Raw genomic sequence first — 19,575 nt, forward strand, 5'->3', positions numbered from 1 at the left:
AATATAATTGTTTTTTGCTGCTTCTGAAAATCGAAAATAAATAAATACTAAATAAGTAGAACCGTAATAAATAATATGCATACTTTACATAAAATAAATAAGTTTAAAATACTTAATTTTTTTAGCAAACATAAATTTTTGCCTCTATTAATGGGAATTTTAGTATTAATTATAGTAACTATATTCTGCTATAGGTTATCAATCGCAGAAGAAATTCACATTAAACAGTTAATTCAACAACAAGCTATTTCTATCAAAATTGAGCTAACCAACGAACTCAATCACCGAATTATGGAACTCCAGCACATGGGGAAACGTTGGGAAAATATTGGTGGTACTCCTGATGGAGTATGGGAAGCAGATGCAAAAAACTCTATAGAAGATTTTGCTGGTTATCAAGCGATTGCATGGGTGGATAAATCATATCAAATCCGCTGGATTGTTCCTAGATCAGAAAATAAATTAGACAAAAATTTTGATTTAAGACAAGAGTTAAAAAACAAAGTAGTACTAAAAAATACACAAAAAGAAGGACAACTAAAGGTTGAAGATATAGTAGTTCACTTGGGTCAAAATGGCAAAGAATTTTTAGTATATATTCCCTTATTTATAGAGAATAAATTTGATGGATTTATTTTGGGCATTTTTCAAAAAAAACCATTTATGGATGCAATTTTAAAGATCCCCAATGGTTATCAAATTGAAATTCTTGATGGTCAAAAATTGCTTTACAGTCATGGTGGGAAAATTAAAATATCTCCTTGGCGACAAAACATCCAATTTGACTCTTATAGCCTGAATTGGCAAATGATAATTTCGCCTAATCCAGAATTATTAAAAAACTTACGCTCCCCCCTACCGATATATGTATTGTTTGCTGGACTCATTGTGGGAGGGCAAATGATTTTCTTAACCTATTTTGCCCAATCTACCCTCAAGAGTCAATATCAAATAGCAATAACTAATCACAAACTAACTAAAAAAATATCTCAGTATAAACAAACAGAAATTAATTTCCGCACTAGTGAAACTCGTCTGCAACAGTTACTAGAAACTGTCAAAGTTATTCCTTGGGAATTAGATTTAAAAACATGGAGATTTACTTATGTCGGTCTCCAAGCCGAAGCTATATTAGGCTACACAATTGCCGAATGGTATGAGGAAGATTTTTGGAAAAATCATCTGCACCCAGATGATAGAGAAAAAGCTGTAAAATTTTGCCAAGCCGCAACAACACAACATGGAAATCATCAATTTGAATACCGGATATTTGCGGCAAATGGTAGAATTGTCTGGTTAAGAGACATTATAAATGTAATTTCAGAAACAGAAACTCCAACTATGCTGGGGGGTTTAATGTTTGATATTACTGACCTCAAGTTAGTCGAAGAAACCTTAAAAGTGCGAACCAAGGCTGTTGATAGTAGCTATAACGGCATTGTGATTACTGATGTGAGAAAACCTCATCATCCAGTTATTTACGTTAACCCAGCTTTTGAGAGAATTACAGGCTATACCTCTAGCGAAGTCATCGGGAAAAACTGCCGATTTTTACAAGGAATAGATAACAATCAATCAGGAATTGAAAAACTGCGGACAGCAATTATCATGGAGAAAAGTTGCAGTGTTGTAGTTCGCAACTATCGCAAAGATGGGACATTATTTTGGAATGAATTAAGTATTTCACCTATTCATGACGATAATGGACAATTAAGCCATTTTATTGGGATTCAAAATGATATTACCAAACGGCAAGCAGCAGAAGCAGACCTCAAAGAAAAAGAAGAACGTTGGCAACTAGCACTTGAAGGCAACCAAGATGCCATTTGGGATTGGAATATCATTACAAATCAAACTTTTCGCTCTGATAAATGGGCTGAACTTTTGGGAAAGTCAGAACATCAATTTATGAGTGATAACAAAGATTGGAGCGATCGCATTCATCCCGATGATTATGACCGGGTAATGACCATTAAGCAAGATTATCTCAATCGCAAAATTCCCAGTTATATCGTTGAGTATCGAATGCGTCGAAATGATGGTAGTTACAAGTGGGTGTTGGTAACTGGACAAGCCATTTGGGATGAACAAGGTAATCCGGTGCGGATGGTTGGCTCAACTAAAGACATTACCGAAAGTGTACAAGCACAAGAAGAATTAAAACAACAACTGCAACGCACATTGCTACTCAAAAAAATCACTACTAAAATCCGTCAAAGTCTCAATGTTAAAGAAATTTTTGAGACATCAGCTACTGAAATTGGGAAAGCTTTTAAAGCAGATCGCTGTTTGATTCATTCTTATATTAGTCACCCCAGTCCTCGCATTCCCTTAGTCGCAGAGTATGTTGTTCCTAATTACTCGTCAATGCTAGAGATGGAGATTCCTATTGATGGTAATCTCCACGCTGTTAACATGATGGCACAGGATCAAGCGATCGCTTCCACCAATGTGTACAGTGATCCCTTACTGCAAGCAACAAAACCTTTTTGCCAATCAATTGGACTTAAGTCCCTGTTAGCAATTCGTACCTCCTATCAAGGCCAACCCAATGGAGCTATTGGTTTACACCAATGCAGTTATTTTCGTGAATGGACTCCAGAAGAAATTGAATTACTAGAAGCCGTTGCTGCTCAATTAGGTATTGCTTTAGCACAAGCTCATCTGCTAGAACAAGAAACCCGTCAACGGGAAGAACTAACTTTAAAAAACTCTGCTCTAGAACAGGCCAAACACGCAGCAGAAGCAGCTAACCGCGCAAAAAGTGATTTTTTGGCCATGATGAGTCACGAAATTCGTACCCCTATGAATGCTGTAATTGGCATGACAGGAGTGCTGTTAGATACTAATTTAAATTCTCAACAGCAAGATTTTGTAGAAACAATTCGTAATAGTGGAGAATCTTTGCTCACCATTATCAACGATATTCTCGATTTCTCCAAAATCGAATCGGGCAAGCTGGAACTAGAAGAACAATCTTTTGAATTAAGAAATTGTGTGGAGCGAGTACTTGATATCTTAGCCCCAAAAGCAGCAGAAAAAGAAATAGAACTGGCTTACTTGATCCATCCTCAAGTTCCTACCAGAATTATTGGCGATCTCACTCGTGTGCGTCAGATACTGATGAATCTTGTGAGTAATGCCATTAAATTCACCAAAAAAGGAGAAGTCATACTTTCTGTACACGCAAAACCAATTGCAAACACAACCGCAGAATCTCACTCAAGTCCCAGAACTTACGAAATTTTATTTGCCATTAAAGACACAGGTATTGGTATTCCTGCAAATAAAATGAACCTTTTATTTCAACCTTTTTCCCAAGCAGATTCTTCTACCACCAGACAATATGGTGGCACAGGATTAGGCTTAGTCATTAGCAAGCGGTTAAGTGAAATGATGGATGGTACTCTTTGGGTTGAAAGTCAAGGATCTATTGCTGGTAATCCTAGCTCTCTCTGGCAAGATGAATTTATAATTTCATGTTTGCCGTTTGACCAAGGTTCAACATTTTCTTTTACTATCACTGTCCCAGAAGATATTAATTCCAATTTAGATTCAGAGGAATTATCAACTGATTCCGTGCAGTTAAATGGTAAACGACTGTTGATTGTCGATGACAATCCTGCTCACTGCCAAATTCTGAGCTTGCAAGCAAGGTCTTGGAATATGCAAATTTATGCCGTTACATCGGCACAGCAAGCCTTAGAACAAATTCGCCAAGGTGTTCAGTTTGATATTGCTATTTTAGATTTGAATATGCCGGAGATGGATGGAGCCACCTTAGCACAAGAAATCCGCAAGCAATCAAATTGTAAAACTATACCCCTGGTAATTCTTACTTCCCTAAATAAAGCAGAAACAACTAAAGAATGCTGCGATATAAAGATTGCGACTTGCCTGACTAAACCTGTCAAACAATCTCAACTTTATGAGACCCTTGTTCATGTTTTAGGTAATCAACCGATTAAAGCTATTATCTCCTCAACTCAAATCCCAGAATTTGATTTTTATTTGGCTGAAAAACTACCATTACGGATTCTTTTGGCAGAGGATACAGTTGTTAACCAAAAAGTAGCTTTACTGATGCTCAAGAAAATTGGTTATCGGGCAGATGTCGCAGCTAATGGTTTGGAAGTACTCACAGCTTTGCAGGGTCAGTCTTATGATGTGGTATTCATGGATGTACAAATGCCAGAAATGGATGGACTGGAAACAACCCAAATCATTTGTCAGGATTGGGAAGCAAGTCAACGACCTTATATTATTGCGATGACGGCTAATGCTATGCGGGGCGATCGCGAAATCTGTCTAGCTGCTGGTATGGATGACTATATTAGCAAACCAGTTCAGATTGTAGATTTATTTCACGCATTGAGCAGATATGGAAAACAGAAGATCAGCCGCATAAAAGAGTAGGGGTTGTTGACTTCGACTGGAAAATATGTTATTATCCTTTTTGATAAGGAAGAACTATCTACCCATACTATGCTGTAAAATTTGTTGATTGCCATCAATCTCAATCGTAAAAATTGCCCCTGCTGGTTGATTGCTTTCCACCTTGATGTTCCCCCCATGAGCTTCTACTGTCATTTTGCAGAAAGCCAGACCTAGACCAATTTGAGATGCTGCTTTATTAAAAGTGCCAATTTCATATTTCTCAAAAATAACTTCACGTAATTCCTCTTTCACACCTGGGCCTGAATCAACAACTTGAATTTTGGCTTTTCCTGGTGCTGGATAGTCAGCGTATACTGTGATTTCGCTGTGGGGGTTGGTAAATTTAATTGCATTAGAAAGTAGATTATCAAGAACTCGGCGGAATAAATTCGCATCCAAGCTGATACTTCCTCCAGGTTTGGGTAAATCGCTAATCAGTTTAATATCCTTTTGAATTACGGATGGTTCAATATCTGTAATAGCTGCAACACAAAGTTCATATAGATCAACATCTGTGCGTTGCAAAATTAATTTTCCAGAATCTAATTTCGCCAATAGCAGTAAACTATCAATCATTGATCTTAATTGTTGTGCAGCGGCAATGATTTGAGTGCTTTTTTGAAACTGACGTTCGGGAGATAAATGGGCAATTCGCAACATTTCCGCAGCGAGAATAATTGAAGTTAAGGGATTCCGCAAATCATGAACAATCATGTTAGAAAGATCTTCCCGCAAATGCAGAGTTTCTTGGAGAGCATCATATTGTTGTTTGATGCGTAACATTGATCTCACCCGCGATCGCAGTTCCATCCCATTCACAGGTTTACTAATGAAGTCGTCAGCACCCACAGCCATACATTGAGACAAATCTTCTTTAGCAGTGAGTGCTGTCACCATAATCACTGGAATATGCTTCCATTGAGAATTAGATTTAAACTTTTCACAGAATTGGATACCATTCATTTGTGGCATCATCACATCTAGTAAAATCACATCAGGCTGAAAGAAAGCCATGAGATCCAAAGCTTGCTGTCCATTAGCAACATAGCTTAATGCATAACCTTCATTATCTAATAATGCGTCAATAACATCAAAGTTATCAGGCTCATCATCAATAACTAAAATCTTTGGCAGTGGTTTCATAGCTAACATCATATTAAATCCAGATAATTTACAGATAAATCTAAAAACGCTTTTAAAATCTTTGTCACTCTATATACTAAACCTTTGCACCTTTTGAGCATCAAAAATCCAGCAAACCCTAATCTGTTATTGTTTTTAAGTTTATTCAGCAAGTCCTAAGACTCCTGATTTAATTTTTGAACACACCTTACGCAGTTTGATTTTGTAGTCATTCTCACCCCAAGCCATATAAATTGGCGTTAAAAATTGTCATTATGACAAGGTAACAAGGTAGGGGTTAGAAGGGAAGAGGCTGGTGGGCAAATTTATTTTTCGTTACATACTAACGTTTCAAAGATTATTTAAGGCTCCTAGGAGATACAATAAGTATTGACATGAATATTGTATCAGTTATCAATCACCTAAGATTCGTTTTGTAACTTAATAAAACTTGAATTTTTTCTACTAAAAGTTTCAACTTGACTGGTTTAGTCAAGTAGTCATTAGCTCCTGATGCGATGCATAGTTCTTGATCTCCTGGCATAGCTAAAGCTGTCAACGCAATAATGGGAGTATGTATAAACAACGGATCGGCACGAATCAGACCGATGGCAGTCAATCCATCCATACCTGGCATTTGGATATCCATGAGGATGAGATCGGGATGTTGCATTTTAGTCAAAGTAACGGTTTCTTCGCCATTTTTGGATATAATCAGGCGATATCCTTTAGCACCCAAATAGTTAGAGATGGTGGCAATATTGGCTTCATTGTCTTCTGCTAAGAGAATGAGGGCAGGAGAAGTTGGTTCGCTGGAAGTAGTAGTTGGGGCAATAATCAGAGTTTGATTAGAGACATTATTGGGATTCTGGAGTTTCTGTAAAGTAATGCGGAATTGTTCTCGGCTAATAGGTTTAACTAAGTATTCAGTAGCACCTAAAGAGATTGCCTGCGATCGCTCATCAACTACCGAAATTACCAATATAGGTATATTCTGTGTTTGCGGGTTAGCTTTCAGTTGTTGTAATACTTCCCACCCAGAAAGATTCGGTAACAGAATATCCAAAATTATTAACACTGGATGGATGCGGAGTGCTTCATCAATGGCCCCCTCACCTTTAGTATAAATAGTAGTTTGCATATTCAATTCATTCAAGTATCGAGCAACTTGTTCTGCCGCAACCATCGAGTCTTCAATGATTAGTACCTGTGAATTTTGGGTTTGAGTATTGGGTAAAAGTTGATAATCTCCAGAAAATAGACTTTTTTCGCCATTCCCCAATTTCCCTACACAGGGGATACGCACTGTAAAACAGCTACCTTCACCTAGCTCACTAGTGACTATTATTTGACCATTATGCAGGTCTACCAGTCGATGTACCAGAGCTAAACCCAATCCTGTCCCACTGTGCTGACGATTCAGACTACTATCGATCTGCACAAAAGGTTTGAACAGTTTACCCAATTCTTCTTTAGCAATACCAATTCCAGTATCAATAACTGAAAAGCAAATCCAATTAGAAGGTGACAGGTGACAGGTGACAGGTGACAGTGAAGAAGAAGAATTTAGGGTTTGCGAACTATAGAAAGGTGAATTTGCTCCCCCATCTCCCTGCTCCCCGTCGTTTTCTTGCCGCACGATGAGTTTGACGCTGCCACCATCGGGAGTGAATTTAACTGCATTATTGAGTAAATTAATTAGCACCTGACGAAGACGGCGTTCATCTGCAATTAACTCAGGTAGATTTGGAGATAATTCTACGGAGATTTGAATATTTTTTTTCAGTGATTCTAGTTTGACAAATGTCAAACTAGAATCACAGAGATGTCTAATGGCAACTGATGTAGGTTGTAACTCTAGTTTACCGGCTTCAACTTTTGATAAATCGAGAATATCATTAATCAAGTCTAGTAGGTGTTTACCGCTGCGTTCGATGGTTTGGATGGCTCGTTGTTGGCGATCGCTTACAGCCCCAAAAACTCCCTCTAATAAACCTTCTGACATCCCTAAAATGGCGTTGAGAGGGGTACGCAGTTCATGACTCATATTGGCTAAAAACTCGTCCTTGAGACGAGTAGCACGGGCTAGTTCAGCATTGGTTTGGCGCAGTTCTGCCTCCATCTGCTTGCGTTCTGTCATTTCTAAAGCTGCACCGATAATTTGTTTAGGTATATTTTCGGCATCGCGGCTAAATACAGCATCGTGGCTAACAAACCAATGCCAGTTGCCTTGGCGATCGCGCATTCGGTATTCTATCTCCAAGATATCTTCATCTTTAGCTGTGGCAAAGCGAGCATGATAGTCAGCGATTTTGGCGATATCATCGGGATGGATCATGTGTAAAAATAACTCTGCACCCATGTTTTGGATGTCTGTGGGAGAGTAGCCTAGTAATCGACCAATTTCCCGGTTAACGTAGATATTGCATTTTTCCCGCAAATCGTAGATATAAAGAATATCCGGGCTGGCTTCAGTGATACGTTGAATTAAATACTGGCTTTCTTTTAAAGCAATTTCAGCTTTTTTCCGGTCGGTAATATCTAAAGCGGCACAGGTAACACCTTCGATCACACCATTGCGATCGCGCAGTGGATCAATTGCTAAAACATAGCAAACAAAATTATCTTCTGTGCCAATCACTATTTCCTCTCTCATGCCCAGACCTGTTTCTATGACATTGCGTTTCCAGGCTTCTAATTTTTGAGCATCTTTAGGAAGGAATAGATCAGTATCAAATTTACCAATTACCTGTTCAGGAGAAAAACCCAATGCCGGATTGTAAATCCAGGTATAACGCAGGTCAAGGTCTTGGTTAAATACGACAATGGGCGAATTATTTAAAGCAATGCGAAAGCGTTCTTCACTGTAGCGGAGAGCTTCTTCTGCTGTGCGTCGGCTGGTAACATCATCATAAGTTCCGAGAACGCCTATAATATTGCGATCAGTATCCCGCAATGGTACTTTACTAGTCTCTAGCCACATGATAGAACCATCTGGTTTATGAAAGGTTTCCTGGATATGTAGTTCTGATTGACCAGTTCTCATCACACGGCGATCGCATTCTAAATAATAATTAATTTCTTCACGAGTTGCAGACATATCATAAGGATCTAGCCCGATCATTGCTTCCGGGGATTGACCAACATCTTCAGCAAAGTTGCGGTTACAACCTCTAATCACTGATTGCCGATCTTTCCAGAAAACCCGCTGCGGAATAGTGTCTAGCACTAATTGCAACATTGTCTGTGATTCTCTTAAAGCTGTGGTACGTTGCTCAACCCTAGCTTCTAGTTCTTCGTTGAGTTGTCGTAATTCTTCTTCTGCTTCCTTGCGTTTGGTAATATCTTCAGCAAAACCACCAATCCGGTAGATTTCTCCAGCATCGTTTTCTATAGGAAAAGCGCGATCGCGTATCCAGCGTACTGTACTATCTGGTTTAATAATGCGGTATTCTTCGTCATACTCCCCTAATATAGCTTTCGTAAAAAAAGCAGTTTTTACCCGTTCTTGATCCTCTTCGTGAATAGCATTAAGCCAGCTATAAGGTTGCTGGTAAAGGCTTTCACAACTGCGCCCCCAAATTTTTTCATATTGTCGGCTGGCAAAAAAGGGACTAGTTCCTTCTTTGTTATTCATCCAAATGACTTGCGGCAAGTTTTCGGCAATTTGGCGAAAGAGTTCCTCACTATTCCTGAGCGCAATTTCTGATTGCTGGCGTTCCCTGAGTGCAGCTTGCCGTTCGCTAATATCCACAAACGTGACGACTACTCGTTGTAAATTACCATCACTATCAAATTCTGGAAAAGCATTAACCAATAACCAAATCTGCGTTTCACTCTGGGGTCGATTCACCCCCAACACATAGTTTTCTAAAGGTTGAAGTGTAGCAATAACCTGATTTATCGGGTATTCCCACACTGGCATCACTGTTTCATCTTCCCTCAAAAAATGCCAAGCCGAATCTAAGGCGGTTTTACCCTGCATTTGGTCAGAACTTAGTTCTAATAATTCACCAGCTTTGGCATTAGCAGCCAGAATACTGGTATCTGCTGCATGAACAACCAAACCCAGTGGCAGATTTTGGATCAAAAGCCGATATTTAGTTTCACTTTGACGCAGTAATTCTTCAGTTTTTTTCAAATCGGTGATGTCAGACATCGACATCAAAAAAGCATCCTGACCTTCCCAAGCAATTGCCGCAGCTTGCATATTGACGGTGCGCTGTTGTCCAAATAATTGTAGTAGTTCAATTTCTTCAACTCGATGAGTGTCATATTCATAAGGAATTGCAAAAGGCCAACCAGAGAGTTCTTCTCTTTCTCTGCCAAACATCTTGGCCGCAGCCGGGTTGATAAATAAAATATTACCTTGCTGATTTACGGTGACAAAACCACTACCACTGGTTTCTACGATGGTTCGTAAGCGTTCTTCACTATCTTTTAAACGCTGATATAGTTCCGCTTGCTGGATGGCAATTGCTAAATGATTGGAAAGCTGTTTTAGCAATTCTGTTTCTTCAGGTTGCCACATCCGAGGGGCATCGTTTTGACAAGCCAGCATCAAACCCCAAAGTTCTTTACCGACTACAATAGGAACCAAAATTTTGGCTCTGATTTGCAGACTCTCTAATAATTCCCGATGACAGGGAGTTATATCTACCTGAAAAATATCATTAACAACATGAATCCGCCCATTGATATACTGTTCAATCCAATCAAATGTCAAGCAAGGGTCGCTTACCTGTTGTCCTAGTAGAGATAACCATCCGGCTTGCACATCTTCGGCAATAATGATGCCCTTACCATGAGACTGAATTTTATAGACTAAAACGCGATCGCAATTCAAGAATTTTCTCACCTCAACAGCGATCATTTTTAAGGTTTCTGGCAAGTTTAATGACAGCCTAATTCTGCTGGTAATTCCACTTAATAGCCGTTCCCGTTCTGCCTGTATCTGCAACTCTGCTGTACGGCTTTGTACCTCTTGTTCCAGTTCCGCGTTACGAATCTGCAATAACTCTAGTTTTTCTCTTTCTAACCGCGATACCTCTTGTTTGAGGTTATCTACCATATTATAAATATCCAGGGGGTTCAAGGCTTGCAGCAATGTCGTTTGGGTGACAATACCCAACATTTCTCCCTGCTCACTTGTAATCACAACCCGATTGATTCGCCTTTCCTGCATCAGTATTGATACTGTCCAAAGTGTATCATCTAGAGACATACAAAAAACAGGATGACTCATCACTGTTTGCGCTTGCATTGCCTCCAAATCGAGAGCTAAAGCCTGAAACTGGACAATATCACGTTCAGTTACAATACCTATGGGCATCAGTAAAGAATTTTTCTCTGCCACAATTATCACTGAACTCACATTTTGCCTAGCCATTAACTTGGTGATTTCCAGCACCGAAGTTTCTGGGGAAGCTTGGACAATGCGAATACTCATCACTTCTGATACCCGACGCAACCGCAACAAATCTACAGGATGCAACAGTTGACGCAAACTTTCATGGGTGACTAGTCCTATTAACTCTTTACTATGATCTTCTATAATCGGCAGATGACGAATCCGGTGACGTTGAAATAAGTTAAGAACAACAAAAATATCCGTGAACTCAGATTTGCGAATGGTGATCACACTGCGAGTCATGACATCACCAATCACCACCCCTGCAATTTGTCTCCCTTCTGCACTCAGTCTCACCACATCTCGCTCTGTGAAAATTCCCAGTAATTGGTTATTTTCCATCACCAAAACACAACTAGCACGGGAATCAATCAAGGGGGAACTGTTGTCAACACCACACTCTGTCAATGCACAACTTCCCCTAGTGCTACTCATTAGAGCGATCGCATCAGTTGCTAGTATATCTGAACTAACAATCAAAGGCGCATCCGCAATAGCCTGTTCTAGATGATTTGGTTCTATCAGAGAGGTGGACAACATTTTGATTAATGTTCTTTTAAAGACTCATCATATCTATTGGGACTGATAATCGCTAATTAATATACAAATAAATAAGGTTTGAAAAACGGTATGGGGTGCGTGCAAAAATCGTCTTGTCTCTCCTACACCCTACACCCTATATCCTGTCTCTATCGAAAACTTTTGGATTTACTAAATAATTATTCATCAAACCACAATATAAGGCAAATTAATCGCCGCGACACGACGGGCATCTACCAAAGCCTGATACACCATCACCGCAACCTCAGCACGTGTGGCATCACGTGTAGGATTCAGCTGTTTAGTAATTGGATAATTAACAATCAGCTTTTTCTGAATAGCTATCACTACCTCATCTTTAGCATAGCTAGGGATTTTTGCTTGGTCTTCAAAAGATGTTGTCACTGTTGTGTTACTAGCAGATAATCCCAAACCATTTACTAGAGAAACAATAACTTGTACACGTTCAATATTTTGATTGGGAGCAAATGTATTATTAGGATAACCAGAAAGAAATTGCCCTTGATATGCTTGCTGAATAGCTTGAAATGCCCAAAAATTAGCTGACACATCCTTAAAATTTATAGCAGTCCGTTTACTAGGTGGATTAAATGCTTTCACCAGTAACGCAGCATATTGGGATCTTGTCATTGTCGCATCCGGTCTAAAGGTACGATCTGGATAACCCTTAATTATATCCAGTTTAACTAATTCCTGAATAAACGCAAATGCCCAATGATTAGCAATATCTTTTAATTCGTTGGTTATTGGAGTTGGAGTCGGTGTCGGAGTCGGTGTTGGAGTTGGTGTTGGAGTTGGAGTTGGAATTGGAGTCGGAGTTGGAGTTGGTGTCGGAGTCGGAGTTGGTGTTGGTGTCGGTGTTGGAATTGGTGTCGGTGTTGGAGTTGGAGTCGGTGTTGGAGTCGGAGTTGAAGTTGCAGTAAACTCTACATTGCCCTTCACTTTAGCTGAATCTATTTGATTGCCGACAGAAACAAGCGTATTAGAACTAGCATTTTGTAAATCGAACTTACCATTATTGCGGAAAATATTACCCCCAGGACTATTTATACTGCCGAGATCAGGTAAAGCATTGCTAATCACAGTCAAACCATCATCAGTATTTTTCTCGCACAGATTATTCCGTAATATCGGACGTGCATTCCCAGAAAGGACAATCCCAGAACGGTTTTCATAAATTTTATTATCTATAAGTGTCGGTGACGCTGTATCACTAACAGCAATGCCATAACCTGTTTTCACACAGATATTATTTTGAATTTGACCTGTCGCATTTTTAGCAATAGAAATACCATTGGCAGCATTTTCACTAAAAACATTACCTTGAATCACAGGTTTAGCATCCCCTGTAGCAAAAACTCCCTCACGTTTGCACAGGGTAAATGTGCAATTAGCAATAGTAGGGGTGCTTGATTCACTCCAAACAGCAGTACCACGAGTAGCGAGATTCGTTACAGTTACCCCTCGTAGTTCAGCATTATTAAGCATTACAAAGGTGACATTTTGACCAGCAAAAGTGCGACTGAGATAATTACCACTACCTTCAATCACAACACCGTTGCCTTTTTTTGTTTCATTTCCTACTACGATCGCACCAACTGGTACAGTTAGAGGAAAAGTTTCACCACTATCGGCATTATAATTCCCATCTGCCAGTTGGATGATAGTATCGATTGTGGCTTGTTGTAAGGCTTTGCTAATGTTTTTAAAGGGTGCTTGTTGGCTACCAGGATTTGTATTAGCACCTGTTACAGGATTTACGTAAAAAGTTTGAGTCATAATGATGTGCGTAAGCAAGACATAGAAATCCTAACCTATTGATTGAGTTTTGAGATGAGGGGTGGTAAACCTATCACAAAATGTTGTAGATGCGATCGCTTCGCACTTCCTTGGCATCGTGCAGATAAACGCCACCAAATTGCGATCGTCGGTTTTGCTGTACAATCAAGATGAATGGCATAGCGAAACCAGCATATCTGCAAATAACCATGAGATTCAGAAGCTAACAGCCAGGTTTTCTCATAACGCAGCAAGTCGCTAATCCATACAGGTTCAATACTTTCTTCTTGAGCCGCTTTGAGGATAAAGTCAGCAAATGCGATTGCATCATCTCGATGTTTTTTTATTCCTTGGGGTAAATAAGTTTCAGCATATCGCCAAAACAAAGCATTAAAATTTTTACCCAATACTTTCACAGTCCGTGGTAACAATTCCCTCACCTCGCCCAACCGTTTCCACTTCAAAGAATTAGCAAAACTATTCACATCTTTAACAGAAAGTTGCGCTAATTGCTGTGTTTCATCTAAACTCAATCCCAACTCTAAACCCACAATATTAGGGTTAGTAAAAAAACGCTTTCTCAAATCAGAATTAGTGTAAAGTTGGGCTAAAACTTGCTGAGTTTCTAGTAATCCCATTTACCATAACTCCTGATAATTTCCCGTGCTTGTTGCAATTCTCCTGCCAATTCTGCAAAAATCGGTAAATTCTCATCTCTTTCTAACACAATTCCCTTCACAGATGCCTGGGTTATAACTTTCTTCATTAATTCCCAAACCTCCACAGGTGTGGATTGGGAATGGCTGTCAATCAATATTCCATCATGCCAATGTCCACCCACAAAATGTAACTGTACAACACGTTCCCAAGGTAATTCTTGCAAAAATTCATCAACATCATAGCCATAATTGACAGCATTAGTATGCAGATTAGTAATATCCAATAACAACCCACAATCAGAACGTTCTAAAACTTCACTCAAAAACTGGGCTTCTGTCATTTCTGCACCAGGAAGTTGCACCATGTAGGTAATATTTTCTAGTATCAAGGGTACATCAACCCAACGGCGAACTTCAGCAATATTCCGACAAAGGACATCTACAGCTTCTTTGGTATAGGGTAAGGGTGATAAATGTCCAATATCAATTCCTCCCGCTTTAGTAAAACAAATATGTTCACTCCACCAAGGAGGATTAAGTTGTTGAATCAGTGCTGCTAATTTGCGTAAATAATCTCTATCTAAACCTTCAGCACTGCCTAATGATAAATTAATGGCATGGGGAATAAGAGGAAAATGTGCCGCTAATATTTCTAATTCCTGCTGTTTTTCTGGTGCTGCATCTAAATAATGTTCGGCAACAATTTCTAAAAAATCAACCTGTTGACGATTCAGAAATAAATCACTTTTGAATGGTTGACGAAAACCTAACCCCACGCCTAAACTTGGTAGCTGAGATAGCATTGTTTCTAATCTCCTCCACCGCCACCACAACCACCACAACCACCACCGCAAGAACTACCACTACTGCAAGAACTACCACTGCTGCAAGAACTACCACTACTGCAAGAACTACCACTACTGCAAGAACTACCACTACTGCAAGAACTACCACTACTGCTTGAACGACTACTTACTTGAGAGTATGTTCGGGGGAAGAAGGCTTTATCTAAGGAGTCATAGGAACTACCAGCAAGTGCAGAAATGCCAAAGATTGCTATGACTAAGCTGTAGTCAAAGGTAGAAGGAGTATCAAAGGATGTTTGCTTAATTTTCTGCTTCAACTGCGAGAATGTTTGTTCCAGTTGTCGTCTGTACACTATTCCTTTGTAACTTAAATGCGATCGCTCATTCATCACCAATACCCACAGTATCGTAATGGCTATTATTGCCATCATGAACAGAAACCTCACGTTATCATATCCCCGACTAAAGGCTATCAGCAGCTTATATAAGCCCAGACTGAAAATAATTATGGTACTAATTACACCCACTTTAATATTTGCAACATTCCACTCGTTTGCATACAGCAGGTTTTCATGTTCTAATTGCTGTTGATAAATATCACAGTATTGTTCTATTTGTTCAGTTACCAACCATAATGATGCTTTCACCTGAGACGGAGTAGAAAAAATGGAAAACACCTGACTTTCTAAAGGCTGTAACTCAGACAAAGGTGGATGATTTGATATTTGACTAATGGATTCTTCACTAACTTGCAAATAACCTAACTGAATCAAATTAAAAATTGCTACCTCTGCCACACCAGAAGCACCTGAAAATAAGTAAGCAATTTGATATGGATCTGGTTCCGCAGGAATCAATGGTAGAGGCGTATTTTTAGTAGGGTCTTGAACAAGCTTCCAGGTGACGAGGGTTGCGATCGCAATCACAATACCATAGAACACCAGAAAATTTGGCCCGTACATATCTGCAATTGGGTTATGTAGCAATACATTCATGAGATTTTGTCCTTGATATTGCTTTCACCGTTAAAGTTCTACATTAGAAGAAACAACTTTTACGGAAAAATGTCTACAATCCTTAAACATCAACACTTTTGCCCTCAAGTTAGTTTCTCATTGCTGCAACTGTTCTCCTTCTCAATTTCTCAATCAATTTTGAAAATAGGTAACTTAGTGCCACATCTTTTACAAAATTCTGCATCTAAATCATGAAAAGCCAAACCACAATTTGTACAAATTTTTTCTACCTGATTTGCAGTTTTTACCAAGCGTTTAATTAAATCTCCCACTTGCCAAGGAATTAACCCTACTCCTGTTAAAATCATCAATACTGTCAGCAAACGACCCAATTCAGAAATCGGAGTAACATCTCCAAATCCCACAGTTGTCATTGTTACTACCGAAAAATAGAAAGCATCTAAAAAAGTTCCAAAACTTTGTGGATTAACCGGATGTTCAAATTGATAAATTAAACCAGAATAAACAAAAACAATTGCAAATAGAGTAAATAAGATTCGTGCAAAAATTACACCATCTTCACTACTAATGCTACCAATTAAAAATCTTTTGTCTATAAACCTAATTAATCGCAAAATTCTGAACCATCTTAATAAGCGGATAAAACTGATATCCACTAAACCAATAAAAGATGGTAAAATTGCCATTAAATCAATAATTGAATAAAAACTAAAAATATATTTAAGTTTGTTTTCTGCACTCCATAGACGCAGTAAATATTCCAAAGCAAAAATTATTAATATACAAGCATCTAATGCTTTTAACTCTAAAAGAGCATCATCAGAAATATCATAAGTCTCCGCGACAAAAATTCCTGATGATAATAAAATTAGAGTAGCAATAGTTAAATTAATTACCTTACCAATTGGGGTTTCTAGGTCTGTTAAATAAAATTCTATTTTTTCTCGATTTAGTAACATATACAGCGTTGTTTAGGTAAATGAAGTAGAGGCAAACTGCCATTCACCCCTAGGATACAGCAGAAGTCAGGAGTAAAACTGGCTTTGTGTATAGGTTTGAATTTAGATGTTGTGCCTCCTAACTACACGAACTGCTGTAATTCGTATCTCACTAAGTTGCAATCGTGCATCAATTCAAGATTTAATTTCGATTAATCAAGCTCAGGTAAATATCTCTTGCGAAGAAGTTATCGCTAAATCATTTAGAAATATAAAGGTAACAAAAGGAATTTTGAAAAATGAATGTCTAGAATTATTTGCACAAAAAAAGTCCGGGTAATATATCCAGGACTTGTTTACATATTACTCATGGACTTCCAAATAAAAAAATCCCCAATTTGTAGGGTGTGTTAGGATGCTAGTCCTTAACCCACCCTACGGTTTTTGTTTGGGTAATTTATTTTTTGGTGTTTCAGAACTCACCACTGTTACCGTGATAAATTTTGAATCCTTGCACTTACATACTAGATGCACCAGTAGCAATTAGACGTTTAAATAAAGCTTCTGACCAACCAGTTTCTCTAAGTACAGCAGATGAGGAAACTTCTACATAAGCTTGCTCAATAAAAGCTAAATCAATCATACAAATTCTACCTAATGCCTCTTGTAAGCCCTCTGGCTTACCATCAAGCCTAAGCTTTTTACCAACTTCATGGACGACAACTGCCATAGCTGGAACTACGTGCTGAGGGGCAATTCCAATCTTTACATGAACAAGCCCAATATGCCAACGACAATCAGCATAGCCTTTACCCCAATCATCCATTCCTGTAAACATTTGATGAAACCATTGAATAAATGTTTCATGTAGACGGTGAATTCGTCCCTCACTTTTATTTAAAATGGCATTCATTTCTTCATCACGTCCCAGATAAGCATAGAAGTGATCAGCCATTGTGGCAGCATTCGCTAGTCCCCAATCAGCATGAGATTTAAGAATAGATTTATCTTCAGAAGTCAAACCAATTCTTGTTTCCATTTTGGTCATAAAAGCGGTAGTTTCAATAGCCATAATTAACTCTTTAAAAAATAGATGTGGGTGAATTTATTACTGTTTACTATTTGTTGAAATCTTTTATATTCTCTATGGAAGAGTATAGTTTAAGATTGGGATGTTTGAGCAGGGTTGCCAAAATATACATTGTTTGATGATTAATTTTTGCCCACAATAAAACACCAAAATTTTCTTGATTATGATGTTTTGTTGCGTAAAAACCCAACTAAACTTTTGAGAAATGATTGACTAACAGATGACTTTTCTGCTGGCTTTTCTATAGATTTAGTTGCAGGTACAAATTCCTGAACTGGTTCTGGAAAAGTAACTACAGGAGTGGCAGCAGAAAGAGGCTCTTCTAAAGTGAATGTGGGTGTAGCAGCAACCATAAAATACTCTTCTGCTAAACCAACTACAATCAATCTAAAAGCAATTTGCTGTACAGTTTTTATGGGAATTGTTAATTGATTGGCAATATGCTGTAAAGAAACTTGTCCGTTGACAAATTCCCACACTTGCCATTCTTGAGCATTTAATTGCATTTTGGGCTGTTTCACCATCAAACCTGACAAACCAGAAGTTGGATCTGGGAGCTTTTCTTCTAAAGCTGTCCAATCTCGTAGCGCTCGCAGACCAATTAATATAACTTCGGTTGCAGACATACTTAAACCAGTCATTTCCCCTAAAGGTAATGATGATGTCGGCTCAAATTTAAACAGAGCATCTTTGACTTGGAATAAAGAACATACTGGACGTAATACTTGGCTATTAAATAGCAGTTTTAGTTGTTCTGGTTGTACCAGTCCCTGGGATTTTAAACATAGCCCCAACGGTGAATTGATAAAACAGGAAGAAATTTGAGTGACTCTAGAGATTACACGCTCACTTATCCATCCTCTTTGGGCAATCATTAATGTTAAACCTTGTTGGTCTAATCGATCAGCTGCACTGACTACACGACCTTGATGCAACCAAATATAATAAACTTGTTTTTTGCTATTTTCATCTGCGTTAGATAAAAATTCAATGTAAAGTAGTCCTGTTTTTTTTCCTTGATCTAAAAACTGAAGTAGTTCTGGTAAAGAAAAATCTGCAAAGTTACCAGTGATAGTCATAATTTACCTCCTTTATACAAGGATTTAAATATTTAACAAATCCGATAAAATATTCTGAAATTAAATTTCAAAATATTTTTAATTAATTTAGAAATGTTTCTTAAATTAACTAGGATTAACGAGATAGATTATACTGTACAACTTTCCATCAAGCACTGTACTAAGGCAATGACGGCCTCTGCTACAGAGTCTCCTTCGTTGGGATTGACTCTGACCATAGGTGGTCTTTGAGCTTCATCAACGTATCCAATGGCAAGGTATACATCTTCTTCAGACCAAGCTCCCGGACAATCGGTATGTGTTAGACCAATGATCATCGGAACTTGAGCGCGTTCTTGCATAAAGTTGAGAATTTTACGTGCATGACGGAATTCTCTGGCTCGATGTGCAGCTATTAGTAAGATATATGCGTGGGCTTTGCGAATCAATATATCCCACATGAAATCAAAGCGAGACTGACCAGGTGTACCATAAAGATGTAAAGCCATATCAGGACCAAATTGCAGCCGACCAAAGTCAAAGGCTACAGTGGTTCTTTGTTTTAGTAATGCTGTTTCATCAGTTGCACGGGTATCTGTATCTACGACCTCAATTTCACTGACTGAACGGATAAAAGTGGATTTACCCGCTCCTACTGAACCCGTGACAATCAAGCGCATAACTTCCATGTTTATTTACTCCATAAATAAACAAATAAATGATTGATGACTCACTAAA

11 protein-coding genes and 1 pseudogene are annotated in these 19,575 nt (G+C 38.6%); 2 read left to right on the top strand and 10 right to left on the bottom strand.

Going from position 1 to position 19,575, the window contains the following annotated elements:
• The first annotated feature begins 138 nt into the window (after positions 1-138).
• The gene (locus AC012T_RS17215; protein WP_487059984.1) at positions 139-4,416 is read left to right on the top strand and encodes a PAS domain S-box protein; all 4,278 of its coding nucleotides are present in this window, start codon (positions 139-141) and stop codon (positions 4,414-4,416) included.
• Positions 4,417-4,470: 54 nt separating this feature from the next.
• On the opposite strand, the gene AC012T_RS17220 is transcribed toward AC012T_RS17215, so the two are convergent.
• The 7 genes from AC012T_RS17220 to AC012T_RS17250 all read right to left on the bottom strand — a co-directional run bounded on the left by AC012T_RS17220 (position 4,471) and on the right by AC012T_RS17250 (position 16,710).
• A complete protein-coding gene (locus tag AC012T_RS17220) occupies positions 4,471-5,592 on the bottom strand; it encodes a hybrid sensor histidine kinase/response regulator (RefSeq protein WP_487059985.1) in 1,122 nt (373 codons plus the stop codon).
• 385 nt (positions 5,593-5,977) lie between these two features.
• Positions 5,978-11,509, bottom strand: a complete 5,532-nt coding sequence (locus tag AC012T_RS17225; RefSeq protein WP_487059986.1) for a PAS domain S-box protein — start codon at positions 11,507-11,509, stop codon at positions 5,978-5,980.
• Positions 11,510-11,695: 186 nt separating this feature from the next.
• Positions 11,696-13,309: a DUF1565 domain-containing protein gene (locus AC012T_RS17230; RefSeq protein ID WP_487059987.1), complete on the bottom strand. Its 1,614-nt coding sequence runs from the start codon at positions 13,307-13,309 to the stop codon at positions 11,696-11,698.
• Between the two features lie 35 nt (positions 13,310-13,344).
• Complete coding sequence (locus tag AC012T_RS17235) at positions 13,345-13,947, bottom strand: hypothetical protein (RefSeq protein ID WP_487059988.1); 603 nt, start codon at positions 13,945-13,947, stop codon at positions 13,345-13,347.
• Entirely contained in the window at positions 13,935-14,771 is an 837-nt protein-coding gene (locus AC012T_RS17240) for an MbnB/TglH/ChrH family RiPP precursor modification enzyme (protein ID WP_487059989.1), read from the bottom strand. Before AC012T_RS17240 ends, AC012T_RS17235 begins: the two co-directional genes overlap by 13 nt.
• Before the next feature lie 5 nt (positions 14,772-14,776).
• Entirely contained in the window at positions 14,777-15,769 is a 993-nt protein-coding gene (locus tag AC012T_RS17245) for a TIGR04222 domain-containing membrane protein (RefSeq protein ID WP_487059990.1), read from the bottom strand.
• Positions 15,770-15,918: 149 nt separating this feature from the next.
• On the bottom strand, positions 15,919-16,710 hold the full coding sequence (locus tag AC012T_RS17250; protein WP_487059991.1) for an ion transporter: 792 nt from the start codon (positions 16,708-16,710) through the stop codon (positions 15,919-15,921).
• Positions 16,711-16,876: 166 nt separating this feature from the next.
• Between AC012T_RS17250 and AC012T_RS17255 the strand changes: the two are divergent.
• Positions 16,877-17,029 (top strand): annotated as a pseudogene (locus AC012T_RS17255) (nucleoside deaminase); the annotation flags it as partial.
• 177 nt (positions 17,030-17,206) lie between these two features.
• Here AC012T_RS17255 and AC012T_RS17260 read toward each other — a convergent pair.
• The 3 genes from AC012T_RS17260 to AC012T_RS17270 all read right to left on the bottom strand — a co-directional run bounded on the left by AC012T_RS17260 (position 17,207) and on the right by AC012T_RS17270 (position 19,526).
• Complete coding sequence (locus AC012T_RS17260; protein WP_487059992.1) at positions 17,207-17,761, bottom strand: protoglobin domain-containing protein; 555 nt, start codon at positions 17,759-17,761, stop codon at positions 17,207-17,209.
• Positions 17,762-17,940: 179 nt separating this feature from the next.
• The gene (locus AC012T_RS17265; protein WP_487059993.1) at positions 17,941-18,858 is read right to left on the bottom strand and encodes a DUF4388 domain-containing protein; all 918 of its coding nucleotides are present in this window, start codon (positions 18,856-18,858) and stop codon (positions 17,941-17,943) included.
• Positions 18,859-18,986: 128 nt separating this feature from the next.
• Positions 18,987-19,526, bottom strand: coding sequence for a GTP-binding protein (locus AC012T_RS17270; RefSeq protein ID WP_015216168.1), 540 nt, complete (start codon positions 19,524-19,526; stop codon positions 18,987-18,989).
• Between the last annotated feature and the right edge of the window lie 49 nt (positions 19,527-19,575).

Source organism: Anabaena sp. EIM26, assembly GCF_057568715.1.

Bases quoted from the DNA above. Each gene is read 5' to 3' on its own strand.
- AC012T_RS17220 (WP_487059985.1), bottom strand. From the start codon at position 5,592: ATGATGTTAGCTATGAAACCACTGCCAAAGATTTTAGTTATTGATGAT.
- AC012T_RS17225 (WP_487059986.1), bottom strand. From the start codon at position 11,509: ATGTTGTCCACCTCTCTGATAGAACCAAATCATCTAGAACAGGCTATT.
- AC012T_RS17230 (WP_487059987.1), bottom strand. From the start codon at position 13,309: ATGACTCAAACTTTTTACGTAAATCCTGTAACAGGTGCTAATACAAAT.
- AC012T_RS17235 (WP_487059988.1), bottom strand. From the start codon at position 13,947: ATGGGATTACTAGAAACTCAGCAAGTTTTAGCCCAACTTTACACTAAT.
- AC012T_RS17240 (WP_487059989.1), bottom strand. From the start codon at position 14,771: ATGCTATCTCAGCTACCAAGTTTAGGCGTGGGGTTAGGTTTTCGTCAA.
- AC012T_RS17245 (WP_487059990.1), bottom strand. From the start codon at position 15,769: ATGAATGTATTGCTACATAACCCAATTGCAGATATGTACGGGCCAAAT.
- AC012T_RS17250 (WP_487059991.1), bottom strand. From the start codon at position 16,710: ATGTTACTAAATCGAGAAAAAATAGAATTTTATTTAACAGACCTAGAA.
- AC012T_RS17260 (WP_487059992.1), bottom strand. From the start codon at position 17,761: ATGGCTATTGAAACTACCGCTTTTATGACCAAAATGGAAACAAGAATT.
- AC012T_RS17265 (WP_487059993.1), bottom strand. From the start codon at position 18,858: ATGACTATCACTGGTAACTTTGCAGATTTTTCTTTACCAGAACTACTT.
- AC012T_RS17270 (WP_015216168.1), bottom strand. From the start codon at position 19,526: ATGGAAGTTATGCGCTTGATTGTCACGGGTTCAGTAGGAGCGGGTAAA.